Raw genomic sequence first — 13,867 nt, 5'->3', positions numbered from 1 at the left:
TCAGCCGGTCTTTCTCGCGGTGAGATCGAAGCGGAACAGCCGGCACTCGATCGGGCCGTTCCACAGCGGCACGCGGCGCGATTCCTTGAAGCGCATCTTGCCGGGCAGCTTGAGGTCGGGCGTGAGCAACCAGGCGCTCCAGCCCGCGTAGTGGGTCTTCCAGTGCGCGGCGAGCTGGTTGAAGAAGTCGCTGCCGTCGCCGCCATCGGCCATCTGCGCGCTCTCGCGGCCCTGGCCGGCGGCGGGTGGCGGCGGCGCGCCCACGGTGAAGGTGCGGGGCGCGCGCGGTGCCATGCGCTGGGCCCGGGCGCTGGCGTTTTCACCAGCCACGCCGGCGGCGGCGATGCGCTCGCCGTAGGGCGGGTTGAGCAGCAGCACACCGGGGCGCGCGGTGGGCGGCGTGCGCTGCAGCGCGTCGCCGCCGCGCAGCTCCACGGCATGGGCCACACCGGCGCGCTCGGCGTTGCGCTGCGCGAAATCGACCATGCGGAATGACACGTCGCTGCCGAAGACGATGGGCGCATGGCCCGTCGGCCACTCGCGCTGCTGTTGCGCGGCATCGGCCTTGATGGCCTGCCACACGTGCGGCTGGAACGGCAGCAGTTTCTCGAACGCGAAACGGCGCAGCTGGCCCGGCGCGATGTTCAGCGCGATCTGCGCGGCCTCGATCACCACCGTGCCGCTGCCGCAGCAGGGGTCGTACAGCGGCGCGATGGCGTCCAGCGGCGTGTCGATGCCCGCCTCCCAGCCGGTGGCCGCGATCATGGCGGCGGCCAGGGTTTCCTTCAACGGTGCGTCGCCCTTGTCCTCGCGCCAGCCGCGCTTGAACAGCGGCTCGCCCGAGGTGTCGATGTACAGGCTCACCGTCTCGGTGGTCAGGTGCACGTAGATGCGCACATCGGGCCAGGTGGTGTTCACGCTGGGGCGCTCGCCGCGCTTGGCGCGGAAGCGGTCGCAGATCGCGTCCTTCACCTTGAGCGCGGCGAAGTTCAGCGAGGTCAGCGGGCTGTGCTGCGCGGTGATCTCGACCTTGATGGTCTCGGCCGGCGTGAACCAGATTTCCCAGGCCACCTCGCCCGCGGCGTTGTACAGGTCCTGCTCGTTGCGGTAGCCGCCGTGCCAGAGCTGCACCAGCACGCGCTGCGTGAGGCGGCTGTGCAGGTTCAGGCGCAGGGCATCGCGCCACGAGGCATTGAGCGCGACACCGCCGCGCGCCTTGTAGGGCGAGGCTTCGCCGGTGATGCGCTGCACTTCGGCGGCGAGCATTTCCTCCACGCCGGCGGCGCAGGGCAGAAAAACTTGAAGTTGGTTCACAGTGCTTTGCGCAGGTTGGCGGGCGCGATGCGCAGCGCCTCGCGGTATTTGGCCACGGTGCGGCGCGCGCACTCGATGCCCTGCTCGCGCAGCAGGTCGGAGAGCTGGTTGTCCGACAGCGGCTTGGCGGGCTCCTCGGCAGCGATGAACTGCTTGAGCAGCGCGCGCACCGCCGTGCTGGAGGCGTTGCCGCCGGTCTCGGTGCCCAGCGATGAGCCGAAGAAGTACTTGAGTTCGTAGGTACCGAAGGGCGTGGCCATGTACTTGGCGGTGGTCACGCGGCTGATGGTGGATTCGTGCAGGCCGAGTTCGTCGGCGATCTCGCGCAGCACCAGCGGGCGCATGGCGAGTTCGCCGTGCATGAAGAAGTTGCGCTGGCGCTCGACGATCGCGCTGGACACGCGCAGGATGGTGTCGAAACGCTGCTGGATGTTCTTGATGAACCAGCGCGCCTCCTGCAGGCGCTGCTGCATGGCGGCGTGGCCGGCCTCGCCGCCGCCGTCGCGCCCGCCGCGGTTCTGCCGCATGGCGTTGGCGTAGACATCGTGCACGCGCAGGCGCGGCATCACGTCGGGGTTGAGGATGACCTTGAAGCCTCGGCCGGCGCGCGTGACGATGACGTCGGGCACGACCACGTTGCGCTCCACGTCGACGAAGCGGCGGCCCGGCTTGGGTTCGAGGCGGGCGATCAGGCCGAGCGCGGCGCGCGCGGTCTCGTCGTCGATGCCGCAGAGGTTGCACAGGCGCTTCACGTCGCGCTTGGCCATGAGCTCCAGCGGCTGGTTGCAGATGGCGAGCGCGGCGCGCGCCTCGGCGGTGTTGCGCAGCTCCAGGATCTGCAGGCGCAGGCATTCGCCCAGATCCCGCGCGCCCACGCCCGAGGGCTCCATGTGCTGCAGCAGCTGCAGCGCCACCGCCAGGCGCTGCTCCAGCGCCTCGCGCGCCTCCAGCGCGTCGTTCGGGTCGCCCGCGAGCTGGGGCGTGCCCGAGAGATGCAGCCAGGCGTCGGCCAGTTCGGCCAGGCTTTCTTCCAGGTAGCCGTCGTCGTTGAGCGATTCGATCAGGAAGTACAGCGCGGCGCGGTCTTCGTCCGACAGGCGCAGGCAGCGTGCCTGGTCGTGCAGGTGGTCCTGCAGGCTGACCGGAGCACGGGCCAGGTCGGCGGCGCTGGCGGTTTCGTCGCTGTCGCCCGAACCGTTGTTGCGCGCGGGCGCGTCGCCGCCCCACTCGCTGTCGTCAGGCGCCATCTCCACCGTGCCGTCGCCCTCCCAGCTTTCCTCCACCGGGGTGGCGCCGTCCAGCTTGCTTTCCAGCCCATCGCCGTCAGCGCTGTCGGTGCTCGCGCTGGTGGATTCGAGCGATGAGGACAAAGACACCGGCGCCTCGGGCAGGGCCGCCTCGGCGATCTGCTCGCCGGCGCTCACCGGCACATCGGTCTGCTCCAGCCCGAAGGTCTCGCGCTCGGCGATTTCCTCCGCGCGTTCGAGGAAGGGGTTGTCGTCGAGCATCTGCTCGACTTCCTGCGCCATCTCCAGCGTGGACAGCTGCAGCAGCCGGATCGACTGCTGCAGCTGGGGCGTGAGCGCCAGGTGCTGCGAGACGCGGAGCGAAAGGCCTTGTTTCACAAGCCCCCCCGCCGCGCTTTGCGCGCCCCCCCCAGGGGGGCGCACCCTGGGCCCGGCAAAGCCGGATCCTCGGGAGCCCTGGTGAATGCAGGCCCTCGCGGGCGTTCTGATGCGAGCGACATGCCGACCCTCACATCCTGAAGTGTTCGCCGAGATACACCCGGCGAACGTCGGCGTTTTCCACGATCTCTGCGGGGGTGCCGCTGGTGAGCACGTGGCCGTCGTTGATGATGTAGGCGCGGTCGCAGATGCCCAGCGTTTCGCGCACGTTGTGGTCGGTGATCAGCACACCGATGCCACGCGATTTGAGAAAACCGATGATGCGCTGGATCTCGATCACGGCGATCGGGTCGATGCCGGCGAAGGGCTCGTCGAGCAGGATGAAGCGCGGCTCGGTGGCCAGGGCGCGGGCGATTTCCACGCGGCGGCGTTCACCGCCGGAGAGTGCCGGCGCGGGCGAATCGCGCAGGTGCTCCACGTGCAGGTCCTGCAGCAGGGCGTCGAGCCGGGCTTCGATGGTGGCACGGTCCAGCGACTTGCCCTGCTCGTCCTCCTGCAGCTCCAGCACGGCGCGCACGTTGTCGGCCACGCTGAGCTTGCGGAAGATCGAGGCCTCCTGCGGCAGGTAGCCCAGTCCCAGGCGCGCGCGGCGGTGGATGGGCAGGCTTTCGATCGGCTGGTTGTCCAGCAGGATCTGGCCCGCGTCGGAGCGCAGCAGGCCGACCAGCATGTAGAAGGACGTGGTCTTGCCCGCGCCGTTGGGCCCGAGCAGGCCGACCACCTCGCCCTTGAAGACCGCGAGCGACACGTCCTTGACCACCTTGCGGCTGCCGTAGGACTTCTGCAGGCCGCGCGCCTCGAGGCGGCTGACCACCGGGGCGGGGCGGCCCCTGGGGGAGGCCGCCGGGCTGGGAGAGGCATCCGTCACTGGCGGCCCTCTTCAAGCTGGGGACTGGGTTTGAGTGTGGCCGGCGGGGCGGGCGGCGGTGGGGTGGCAGGGACGCCGCCCTCCTTCGGCACGGGCGTGAGCATGGCGCGCACGCGGCCGGTGGGGTTCTGCGGCGTGCGGTTGGCCACGCCACCGTCCACGGTGAACACGTCGGTGGTGTTGTTGTAGACGATCACGTTGCCCGTGGTCTCGTCGTTCAGTTGCGTGCCCTTGAAGCGCTTGAGCACCGCGTTGCCGGTGAAGCGCACGGTGTCGGCCTTGCCGTCGTAGTCGATGCGCTGGCCCGTGCCTTCGATGAACTCGTCGACCAGGTCGCGCTTCTGGCGGAAGAAGCCGGGTTTGCCGTGCACGATGCCGAACTGGTTGCCCTGGGCGTCCTGCCGCACCTCGACCTGGTCGCCACGGATGATGATGGTGCCCTTGGTGATGACCACGTTGCCGGTGAACACGCTGGTCTGGCGCGCGTCGTCGTGGCGCAGCGCATCGGCTTCGGCGTTCAAGGGCAGGTTGCGGTCGGCTTTTTCGGCCTGGGCAGGGCTCGCGCACCACAGCGCGGCGGACAGGCAGAGGGCCCAGGGAACGGCGCGGCGGGAAGTGGAAAGGAAGGGCATGGGATTTGAGGGCACGAAACTTGCATTCATTGTAGCGGCGACAACTTCAATCCCCGGGGCAGTGCCGCACAAACCACAAGGCCCGCACGGGGCGGGCCTTGTGAGCAGGGCAAGCGGCGGTTTCAGGCCTTGGCGCGCAGCTCGGCGATCAGGGCATTGGCCACCACCAGGGTGCGCGGGCCCTGCCCAGGCAGGTAGTAGCGGCCGCCGATGCCCAGCGCAGGCGTGCCCTCCACCCCGTAGGCATCCTGCAGGTTCACGGCCTGCTGGGCCTTCTGGCCGGTCGCGGCGATGTCGAAGATCTCGGTGAACTTCGCGCGGTCCACGCCCTGCTTGCCCACCCAGTCGATGATGGCCGGCGGCGTGGTCAGCGGCAGGCGCTCCACATGGATGGCCTGGAAGACCTTGGCGTGCAGCTTGTCGACCAGGTTCATGGCCTCCAGCGTGAAGTACAGGCGCTGCATGGGCACGAACTGCGGGCTGAAGGCGACCGGCATGCGCCTGACGGTCACATGCGCCGGCTTCTTCTGGATCCAGTCGTCGAAGATCGGCTCGAAGTTGAAACAGTGGATGCAGCTGTAGGCAAAAAACTCCAGCACCTCGACCTGGCTCGCCGGGCTCTGCACCGGGGCCGGCTTGGCCAGGCGCATGAAGTCCACGCCCTCCTTGGGCCCCACGCGCTGCGCCAGGGCGGGCGTGAGGGTCAGGCCGCTGGCGGCGCCCAGGGCGGTGGTGCCGGCGGCCAGCAGGGAACGGGAGAAATCGCGACGTTGCATGAAATGAAACTCCAGGGGAACAGGCCCGGTTGGGGCTGGCCGAAGCGGCAAAAGTTCCCGCCGGAGGATCGCCTCAGCGCTGCACGCGCACCAGGGCCGATTCGATGTGATTGACCTGCAGTTGCTCCAGCGTCAGGTCGGCCAGGGCCTTCTGGTTGAAGGGGCCCACGCGCACGCGGAACACCGTGCGGCCGTTCTGCTCGCGCTCGCTGATCGCGGCATCGATGCCCAGCATGGCGAGCTTGGCGCGCTGGGCCTCGGCGTCTTCCGGCGTGCGGAAGGCGCCGGCCTGCACGAAGTAGGTGAAGGGGTCGGCCCCGGGGGGGGCGGCGGCCGTGGTGGCCGGCGTGGTGGGCGCTGGCGCGGCAGCCCCGGGCTGGCCCAGGCGCGACTGCACCAGGTCGCCCAGCGGGTCGGCGGCCGGGCGGGTGGCCGCGCCGGTGGCGGGCGCGGCCGGCGCCGGCAGGGGCTGGCCATCGGCCGGAGGCACCACGATGGCGCCCGGCGCCTGCGCGGCCGGCACGGCGGGCGCCGGGGTGGCCGGCACGGGGGCGCCACCCAGGCTGCGGTTCGGGTTCCAACCCTTGTTGCGCTCGGCCTCGAGCGCGTCCTGATCGGGATTGCGCGAGACGTTGCGGTCCACGAACGGGATCGGCACGCGCGTCACGTACACCGCCACGGCCAGTGCGGCGCCCAGGCCCACGAGCAGGCCGATGACGAAACCCATCAGGGTGCCGCCAAAGCTGCTTCGGCTGGTGGAGGATTTCTTTTTCATCGCTTGTTTCACCATCACATCTTCTGCGGGGCACTGACGCCCAGCACGGCCAGCCCATTGTGCAACACCTGCGCGGTGGCCTTCACCAACGCCAAGCGGGCCGTTTTCACCGCCTCATCATCGACCAGGATGCGCTCGGCGTCGTAGTAACTGTGGTAACTGGCCGCAAGCTCGCGCAGGTAGAAGGTGACGTCGTGCGGCGCGAAGTCGCGCGCGGCGTCGCTCAGCATCGCCGGGTACTTGGCCAGCAGCAGCATCAGGGCCTGGGCCGGCGCGCTGTCGAGCGCGGACAGGTCGGCGTCGGCCAGCGTGCTGGCATCGCCGCCCCACGAGGCCAGCACCGAGCAGATGCGCGCGTGCGCGTACTGCACGTAGTACACCGGGTTGTCGTTGTTCTTCTGCACCGCCAGATCGACATCGAAGGTGTACTCGGTGTCGGGCTTGCGGCTGAGCAGGAAGAAGCGCACCGCGTCCTTGCTGGTCCATTCGATCAGGTCGCGCAGCGTGACGTAGCTGCCCGCGCGCTTGCTGATCTTGACCTCTTCGCCGCCGCGCACCACCCGCACCATGGTGTGCAGCACGTAGTCGGGGTAGCCCTGGGGAATGCCCACGCCCGCGGCCTGCAGGCCGGCGCGCACGCGCGCGATGGTGCCGTGGTGGTCCGTGCCCTGGATGTTGATGACCTTGCTGAAGCCGCGCTCCCATTTGGCGATGTGGTACGCCACGTCGGGCACGAAGTAGGTGAACGAGCCGTCGGACTTGCGCATCACGCGGTCCTTGTCGTCGCCGTACTCGGTCGACTTGAGCCAGAGCGCGCCGTCCTGCTCGTAGGTCTTGCCGGCGTCGATCAGCTTCTGCACCGTGGCCGCCACGCGCCCGCTGGTGTACAGGCTGGACTCCAGGTAGTAGTGGTCGAACTTCACCGCGAAGGCCTGCAGGTCCAGGTCCTGCTCGTGGCGCAGGTAGGCCACGGCGAACTGGCGGATGCCGTCGAGGTCGTTCACGTCGCCGCTGGCGGTGAACTCGCGGTCGTCGGCCTTCACGGTCTGCTTCGCGAGGAAGTCGTTGGCGATGTCCTGGATGTAGTCACCGTTGTAGGCGGCCTCGGGCCAGTCCGCATCACCCGGCTTGACGCCCTGGGCGCGCAGCTGCGTGGAGGTGGCCAGGGTGCCGATCTGCACGCCCGCGTCGTTGTAATAGAACTCGCGGTGCACGCTCCAGCCCTGGGTGCCGTAGAGGTTGCAGATCGCGTCGCCCAGCGCGGCCTGGCGGCCGTGGCCCACGTGCAGCGGGCCGGTGGGGTTGGCCGAGACGAACTCGACCATCAGGCGCTGGCCGTTGGACGGCTGCATGCCGAACGCGTCACCGCCCTGCAGCACCTCGCGCACGATCTGCTGCTTGGCCTCGGGCTTGAGGCGGATGTTGAGGAAACCCGGGCCGGCCAGGTCGATCTCCGACACCCAGCGCTGGTACACCGGCTGCGCCAGCAGCAGGGCGCGCAGGCTCTCGCCGAGCTGGCGCGGGTTGAGCTTGAGCGGTTTGGCCAACTGCATGGCCGCGGTGCTGGCGAAGTCGCCATGGGCCGCCACCTTGGGCGATTCGAACGCCGCCTTGGCGCCGGCACCGGGCGAGAGGCTTTCCAGCGCGGCGGCGAGGCCGTCCAACAGTTCCTGTTTGATCTTGAGCATAGGGGCGGAATTTTACGGGGGCCGCCTTTCACGGCGGGATCGGCGCCCTGGTGGCACCCTGCGGGGCTACACCGGCTCAGCGCGCGCTGATGCCGAAGCGCTCGCCAGTGAGGCCTTCGAGGTCGATCTCGGGCGGGCGCCCGGCCACCAGGCTGGCCACGATGCGGCTGGTGCCGCAGGCCTGGGTCCAGCCGTTGGAGCCGTGCCCGCTGTTGAGGAACAGGCCGAGCCAGCGCGTGGGCCCCAGGATGGGTGGGCCATCGGGCGTCATGGGGCGCAGGCCGGCCCAGAAATCCACCCGCTGTTCGTCCATGCCGCGCGGGATGAACTCGCGCACCACGCGCAGCAGCATGTCGCGCTGGGCCGGGTCGGCGCTCAGGCCATAGCCGCCCAGCTCGGCCATGCCCGCCGCGCGGATGCGCCCGCCCAGGCGCGAGATCATGACCTTGTTGTGCTCGTCCATCAGCGCGGGACGGATGTCGGGCGCGTCCTCCCGCAGCGGCACGGTGATCGAATAACCCTTGAGCGGGTAGACCGGCAGGTTCAGCCCCAGCGGGCGCAGCAGGAAGGGCGCCTGGTTGCCCAGGGCCACTACGCAGGCGTCGGCCGTCAGCCGCCCGGCCGAGCTGCGCACGCCGGTGACGCGGTCCCCTTCGGTCTCCAGCGCCTCGACCGTGGTGTTGAAGCGCAGCGCCACCCCCTGGTCGCGCAGCAGCTGCGCCAGCGACTGGGCGAACCGGTGGCTGTCGCCCGAGGCGTCGGCGGGCAGCTGCAGCGCACCGGCGATGCGGGCGCTGCGCTGCGCCAGCGCGGGCTCGCAGGCATCGACCTCGTTCGGCTCCAGCCAGCGCCAGGGCACGCCGAAGCTGTCCAGCGCCCGCGCGGCCAGGCGGCCGAGCTCGGCCTCCTGCGGTGTGCGGAACAGCCACAGCGTGCCGTCGGCGTGGAAGTCGAAGTCGTGCAGGCCGGCTTCGTCGGCCAGGCTGCGCAGGCAGGCCAGGCTGTAGTGCGCCACGCGCTGCATGCGCAGCTTGTTGCGGCGAAAGCTCTCCGGGTTGCATTCGGCCACCCAGCGGGCGATCCAGCGCCACTGGTGCAGGCTGGCCTGCGGCCGGAAGCGGATGGGGGCGTCCGCCTGCAGCAGCATGCGCAGCACCTTGGACACCATGCCGGGCGCCGCCCAGGGGCCGGCGAAACTGGGACACAGGCCGCCGGCATTGCCGAAGCTGGTCTCGCCGGCGGGGCCGGCGTTGCGCTCGACCACGGTCACTTCGTGGCCATCGCGCCAGAGGTAGTAGGCCGTGGCCATGCCGACCACGCCCGCGCCCAGCACCAGGACTTTCATCGTCGGATCGGCTCGCTCGCGCGCCCTCCGGCCCCGCGGCCCGGGGCCGCGCAAGACCGGGTGGTCACTCGATCTTGATGCCGGCCTTCTCGATGATGGCCTGGTACTTGGCCGTCTCGCTGATGATGTACTTGTTGAAGTCGGCCGAGTTGCGGAAGGTGGCGTCAAAGCCCAGGCCGTTGAGCTTGGTCTTGAACGCGGCCGACTTCGTGGAGCGCTCGGTAGCGGACTCCAGCGCCTTCAACACGGGTGCGGGCAGCTTGGCCGGCGCCCACAGGCCATACCAGGAATAGAACTCGAAGTCGCGCAGGCCGGCTTCGCGCATGGTGGGCACATCGGGCAGCAGCGGGCTGCGCACGCGGCCGGTCTGGGCGATGGCGCGCAGGCGGCCGCTCTGCACGTGCGGCAGCGAAGAGAGGAACGGGTCCATCATGGCGTGCACCTGGCCGCCGATCAGGTCCTGCAGCGCGGGTGCGGCGCCCTTGTACAGCGCGATCGGAATGCCCTTGTCGCCCAGGCCGACGTCGGACACGAACTGTGCGATGCCCAGGTGGCCCGCGGAGCCGTAACCGCTGGTGACGAAGCTGTACTTGTTGGGGTTGGCCTTGACCACGTTGACCAGGTCGATCACCGTGTTCGCCGGCACCTGCGGGTTGACGCTGAAGATCAGTGCGCCTTCGGCCACCATGCCGATCGGCGTGAAGTCCTTGATCGCGTCGAACTTGACCTGGCTCTTGTAGAGCAGGGGCGCCGCGGCGTGGATGGAGGCGTTGAAGTACAGCGTGTAGCCGTCGGCATCGGCACGCGCCACCGAGGCGGCGCCGATCAGGCCCGACGCCCCCGGGCGGTTCTCCACCACCACGCTTTGCTTCAGATCCTCGGCCAGGCGCTCGGCCAGGGTGCGGGCCACACCGTCCACCGCGCCACCAGCCGCGTGCGGCACGACGATGACGATGGGCTTGGCGGTGGGATACGGCGCCTGGGCCAGGGCCAGGGGCGCGTGAAGCGCACCAGCAGCGGCCAGGCTGGCCAGGGCGACGCCATAACGGGTGAAAGCGCGGCGATGGATCGATTTCATGGAGACCTCGGATGGTTGGCGGTGGGACGGTGGTGGGGACGCTGTCTCCGGTGACGCCGGTCGAGTGCCGGCTTGCAAATCGGACGTCAGAAGGTGCCTGGGTAGGCGCCTCCGTCGATCAAGAGGTTCTGGCCGGTGATGTAGCCCGCGCGCGCCGAGCAGATGAAGCCGCACAGCGCCCCGAGCTCATGGGCCTCGCCATAGCGGCCGGCCGGGTTCTGGGTGCCGCGCTCGTGCCAGAGCTGGTCGAAGGTCTTGCCCGTGGTGTCGAGCATGCCCAGGATGTGGTGGCGCTGCGCGTCGGTGGCGAACACGCCGGGCAGCAGGTTGTTGATGGTCACGTTGTGGCGCACGGTCTGGCGCGCCAGACCGGCCACGAAACCCACCAGGCCCGAGCGCGCGCCGTTGGACAGGCCCAGCTCCAGTTGCGGCGTCTTGACGCTGCGCGAGACGATGTTGACGATGCGGCCGAAGCGCCGTTCGATCATGCCGTCCACGGTGCGGCGCATCATTTCGATCGGGCCGACCATCATCGAGTCCACCGCGCGGTGCCAGTCGGCCGGCGTCCATTCGCGGAAATCGCCGGGCGGCATGCCGTCGGCGTTGTTGATCAGGATGTCGGGCGCCGGGCAGGCCGCCAAGGCCGCGTCGCGCCCAGCATCGGTGGTGATGTCGGCCGACACCCAGCGCACCGGGGTGCCCGTTTCGGCCTGGATCTCGGCCGCCGCCTGTTCCAGCGTGGCTGGCGTGCGCGCGGCGATCACCACCTCGACGCCCTCGGCCGACAGCTCGCGCGCGCAGGCGCGGCCCATGCCCTTGCTGCCGCCAAACACCAGCGCCTTGCGCCCTGCGATGCCCAGGTCCATGTCAGGCCGCCTTCAGCTCGGGCGAGCTCCAGCCGTACTTCTTGTCCAGCTCCAGCTCCTTGACGATGCGCAGGCCCTTGAGCAGCGCTTCGCCTTCCAGGTTCTTGAGCGGCTTGCGCAGGATGCCGGAGGGCAGGCCAACGGCCTTCATCAGGGACTTGATGGCCACCGGGTTGATGGCGGAGTAGGAGTAATGAAGCATGGGCAGCAGGCCCAGGTAGGCGTCGCGGAAGCTGACCGACACGTCCGGCGTGGTCCAGGGCTTGGAGATCGTCACCATCTCGGCAGGGGCGATGTTGCCGGTCATGTTGGCGGTGCCATGGCCGCCCAGGCTCATGGTCGGCACGACCAGGCCCAGGTTGGGCGAGTCGCAGCACATCACCGACACGTCCGGGCGCGCCTTGAGCACCTGCGCGACCTGGCCCACGCGGGTGGTCGATTCCTTGTGCACAACGTAGTTGGGGTGCTTGAAGATGCGCAGCAGGTTGTCCCAGTGCAGGTCGGTCTTCACGCGCGGCGGGTTGTTGTAGAGGCCCAGCGGCAGGTCGGTGGCATCGGCCACTTCCAGGAAGTAGTCCTCCAGATCGGCCTCGGGGCCGCAGATGTAGGCCGGTGCGGCCAGGATCGCACCGTCGGCGCCGTTGGCACGGGCGAACTTCAGGTAATCGATGGTGGTCTGGGTGTTGTTGCCAGTGCAACCGTAGAAGAACTTCATCTTCCCGGTCTTGAAACGCGCGGTCTCGGCGATGATGGTTTCGCGCTCCTTCTGCGAGAGCATGGAGACTTCGCCGGTCGATCCCATGATGAGCACCGCGCTGGTGCCGTTGTCTTCCTGGAACTTCAGCAGGCTGCGAAAGGCGCCGAAGTCGGGGCTGCCGTCCTGGTTGAACGGCGTGATCAGGGCGACGAAGGAGCCCTCAATTTTCATCTTGCTCATGGAGAGATACCTGGGATGGGGTGGAACGGAAAAACGACCGTCCAGTATGTTCCAAGGGGAGCGATGGTAGTCGCCGCAAGGTCATTTGGAGCCGATCGTTTAGACAGATTGGAAAGAAGCTTATGTCAGGCCGCGCGCAGGCGCCGCGACATGGCCAGCAGGGCCTGATCGAGGTCGGCGATCAGGTCCTGCGGGTCTTCCAGCCCCACGTGCAGGCGCAGGGCCTGGCCGCGCCAGGGCCAGCGCGCCGCGGTGTGGTCGCCGCCCGGCGTGAAGGGAATGACCAGGCTTTCGAAGCCGCCCCAGGACACGCCCAGGCCGAACAGCTGCAGCGCGTCGACGAAGCCGTGCATGTCCTGCACCGAGGTGGTCTTGAGCACCACGGAGAACAGGCCGCAGGCGCCCAGGAAGTCGCGTTGCCACAGGGCGTGGCCCGGGTGGCTGGGCAGGGCCGGGTGCAGCACGGCCTCGACGGCGTCGTGGCCTTCCAGCCAGCGCGCCACCTCCAGGCCGGCGCTGTGGTGCTGGCGCAGGCGCACGCCCAGCGTGCGCAGGCCGCGCAGCGCCAGGTAGGCATCGTCAGGGCTGGTAGTCTGGCCCAGGTCCTGGGCCGCCTGCTTGATCAGCGGCCAGGTCTGCGCGGTGCAGGTGGCGATGCCCAGCATGGCGTCCGAATGGCCGACGATGTACTTGGTGGCGGCCTGGATGGACACGTCCACGCCGTGCTCGAAGGGCTTGTAGAACAGCGGCGTGCCCCAGGTGTTGTCCATCACCACGTGGGCGCCCTGGCGGTGCGCGACCTCGGCAATGGCCGGGATGTCCTGGATCTCGAAGGTCTCCGAGCCCGGCGATTCCACGTAGACGACGCGGGTGTTGGGTCGCATCAGCGCGGCGATGCCGGCCCCGATGCGGGGGTCGTACAGCGTCATCTCGACACCGAAGCGCGCCAGCACGCGCGAGAGGAAGCCGCGCGTGGGGCCGTAGGCGCTGTCGGTCACCAGCACATGGTCACCCTGGCGCAGCAGGCCGGTGAGCACGGTGGTGATGGCGGCCAGCCCCGAGGGGAACAGCTGGGCGCGGTGGCCGCCTTCGAGCTGGGCGATGGCGTCTTCCAGCGCGTGCGTGGTGGGGGTGCCGAAACGGCCGTAGGTGGTAGCGCCCGGCACGTCGGCGGCACGATCGACCTTGCGCTGCTCCCATTCGGCCATGCTGGACGACAGGATCGTCGAGCCGCGGAAGATGGGCGTGTTGACCAGGCCGCCAAAGCGCTGGGGGTCTCGGCCGAGGGAGGCCAGGCGGGTGCTTTCTTGCATGTGAGGGAACTCCTTGAGCGGCCAGTCTAGGAGCGGGGGCGGAGACGTTTTTTTCCAAATGGGCACTCAATCCACCGTGCAAGTGAAAAAAATTTACCATTGCCGACCCGACACTCGGAAGCACCCATGGACAAGAAAGACCGAGCCATCCTCGCCCTGCTGCAGACCGATGCGCGGCTGCCCGTCAGCGAGATCGCCGAGCGCGTGAGCCTGTCGACCACCGCCTGCTGGAAGCGCGTGCAGCGCCTGCACGAACAGGGCTACATCCGCCAGCAGGTGTGCCTGCTCGACAGCGCCAAACTCGGCCTGGGCGTGACGGTGTTCGTGTCCATCAAGACCAGCCACCACGACCTGCAATGGCTGCGCCGCTTCGCCCTGGGCGTGCGCGACCTGCCCGAGGTGGTCGAGTTCTACCGCATGAGCGGCGACACCGACTACCTGCTCAAGGTGGTGGTGCCCGACATCGCCGGCTTCGACGTCGTCTACAAGAAGCTGATCCAGATCGTGGAGCTGTTCGACGTCAGCTCCAGCTTCGCGATGGAAGAGATCAAGTACACCACCGCGCTGCCGCTCAACTACGCCGCCTGACC

13 protein-coding genes are annotated in these 13,867 nt (G+C 69.0%); 1 reads left to right on the top strand and 12 read right to left on the bottom strand.

Annotated features, from left to right (window positions below; genetic code table 11):
• The 12 genes from ACODTB_RS19055 to metC form a co-directional block, all read right to left on the bottom strand.
• Entirely contained in the window at positions 1-1,314 is a 1,314-nt protein-coding gene (locus ACODTB_RS19055; protein ID WP_291117428.1) for a THUMP domain-containing class I SAM-dependent RNA methyltransferase, read from the bottom strand.
• On the bottom strand, positions 1,311-2,939 hold the full coding sequence (gene rpoN / locus ACODTB_RS19050; protein WP_291117424.1) for an RNA polymerase factor sigma-54: 1,629 nt from the start codon (positions 2,937-2,939) through the stop codon (positions 1,311-1,313). The genes ACODTB_RS19055 and rpoN overlap by 4 nt, the downstream gene beginning before the upstream one ends.
• A gap of 130 nt (positions 2,940-3,069) precedes the next feature.
• A complete protein-coding gene (gene lptB / locus ACODTB_RS19045; protein WP_291117420.1) occupies positions 3,070-3,867 on the bottom strand; it encodes an LPS export ABC transporter ATP-binding protein in 798 nt (265 codons plus the stop codon).
• Entirely contained in the window at positions 3,864-4,499 is a 636-nt protein-coding gene (lptA, locus tag ACODTB_RS19040) for a lipopolysaccharide transport periplasmic protein LptA (protein WP_291117417.1), read from the bottom strand. The genes lptB and lptA overlap by 4 nt, the downstream gene beginning before the upstream one ends.
• Positions 4,500-4,621: 122 nt before the next feature.
• The gene (locus tag ACODTB_RS19035) at positions 4,622-5,275 is read right to left on the bottom strand and encodes a thiol:disulfide interchange protein DsbA/DsbL (protein WP_291117414.1); all 654 of its coding nucleotides are present in this window, start codon (positions 5,273-5,275) and stop codon (positions 4,622-4,624) included.
• Between the two features lie 73 nt (positions 5,276-5,348).
• Complete coding sequence (locus tag ACODTB_RS19030; RefSeq protein WP_291117410.1) at positions 5,349-6,050, bottom strand: SPOR domain-containing protein; 702 nt, start codon at positions 6,048-6,050, stop codon at positions 5,349-5,351.
• A gap of 14 nt (positions 6,051-6,064) precedes the next feature.
• A complete protein-coding gene (argS, locus tag ACODTB_RS19025; protein WP_291117407.1) occupies positions 6,065-7,738 on the bottom strand; it encodes an arginine--tRNA ligase in 1,674 nt (557 codons plus the stop codon).
• Between the two features lie 76 nt (positions 7,739-7,814).
• Positions 7,815-9,083 (bottom strand): D-amino acid dehydrogenase, encoded by a 1,269-nt coding sequence (locus ACODTB_RS19020; protein WP_291117404.1) that lies wholly within the window; start codon positions 9,081-9,083, stop codon positions 7,815-7,817.
• Positions 9,084-9,147: 64 nt separating this feature from the next.
• Positions 9,148-10,161: a Bug family tripartite tricarboxylate transporter substrate binding protein gene (locus tag ACODTB_RS19015; protein WP_291117401.1), complete on the bottom strand. Its 1,014-nt coding sequence runs from the start codon at positions 10,159-10,161 to the stop codon at positions 9,148-9,150.
• 86 nt (positions 10,162-10,247) lie between these two features.
• Positions 10,248-11,027 carry an SDR family oxidoreductase gene (locus ACODTB_RS19010; protein WP_291117399.1) on the bottom strand — a complete coding sequence of 260 codons (780 nt, stop codon included), beginning with the start codon at positions 11,025-11,027 and terminating at the stop codon, positions 10,248-10,250.
• 1 nt (position 11,028) lies between these two features.
• Entirely contained in the window at positions 11,029-11,964 is a 936-nt protein-coding gene (locus ACODTB_RS19005) for a 4-hydroxy-tetrahydrodipicolinate synthase family protein (protein ID WP_291117396.1), read from the bottom strand.
• 125 nt (positions 11,965-12,089) lie between these two features.
• Positions 12,090-13,277, bottom strand: coding sequence for a cystathionine beta-lyase (metC, locus tag ACODTB_RS19000; RefSeq protein ID WP_488929627.1), 1,188 nt, complete (start codon positions 13,275-13,277; stop codon positions 12,090-12,092).
• A gap of 126 nt (positions 13,278-13,403) precedes the next feature.
• Here metC and ACODTB_RS18995 point away from each other — a divergent pair, with 126 nt between their 5' ends.
• Entirely contained in the window at positions 13,404-13,865 is a 462-nt protein-coding gene (locus ACODTB_RS18995) for an Lrp/AsnC family transcriptional regulator (protein WP_291117390.1), read from the top strand.
• Positions 13,866-13,867: the final 2 nt, after the last annotated feature.

The organism is Hydrogenophaga sp. FG152 (genome assembly GCF_057809615.1).
The sequence above is the reverse complement of the archived record's forward strand: the minus strand, read 5'-3'. Positions and strand labels throughout refer to the sequence as shown.

Bases quoted from the DNA above. Each gene is read 5' to 3' on its own strand.
- lptA (WP_291117417.1), bottom strand. From the start codon at position 4,499: ATGCCCTTCCTTTCCACTTCCCGCCGCGCCGTTCCCTGGGCCCTCTGC.
- ACODTB_RS19035 (WP_291117414.1), bottom strand. From the start codon at position 5,275: ATGCAACGTCGCGATTTCTCCCGTTCCCTGCTGGCCGCCGGCACCACC.
- ACODTB_RS19030 (WP_291117410.1), bottom strand. From the start codon at position 6,050: ATGAAAAAGAAATCCTCCACCAGCCGAAGCAGCTTTGGCGGCACCCTG.
- argS (WP_291117407.1), bottom strand. From the start codon at position 7,738: ATGCTCAAGATCAAACAGGAACTGTTGGACGGCCTCGCCGCCGCGCTG.
- ACODTB_RS19020 (WP_291117404.1), bottom strand. From the start codon at position 9,083: ATGAAAGTCCTGGTGCTGGGCGCGGGCGTGGTCGGCATGGCCACGGCC.
- ACODTB_RS19015 (WP_291117401.1), bottom strand. From the start codon at position 10,161: ATGAAATCGATCCATCGCCGCGCTTTCACCCGTTATGGCGTCGCCCTG.
- ACODTB_RS19010 (WP_291117399.1), bottom strand. From the start codon at position 11,027: ATGGACCTGGGCATCGCAGGGCGCAAGGCGCTGGTGTTTGGCGGCAGC.
- ACODTB_RS19005 (WP_291117396.1), bottom strand. From the start codon at position 11,964: ATGAGCAAGATGAAAATTGAGGGCTCCTTCGTCGCCCTGATCACGCCG.
- metC (WP_488929627.1), bottom strand. From the start codon at position 13,277: ATGCAAGAAAGCACCCGCCTGGCCTCCCTCGGCCGAGACCCCCAGCGC.
- ACODTB_RS18995 (WP_291117390.1), top strand. From the start codon at position 13,404: ATGGACAAGAAAGACCGAGCCATCCTCGCCCTGCTGCAGACCGATGCG.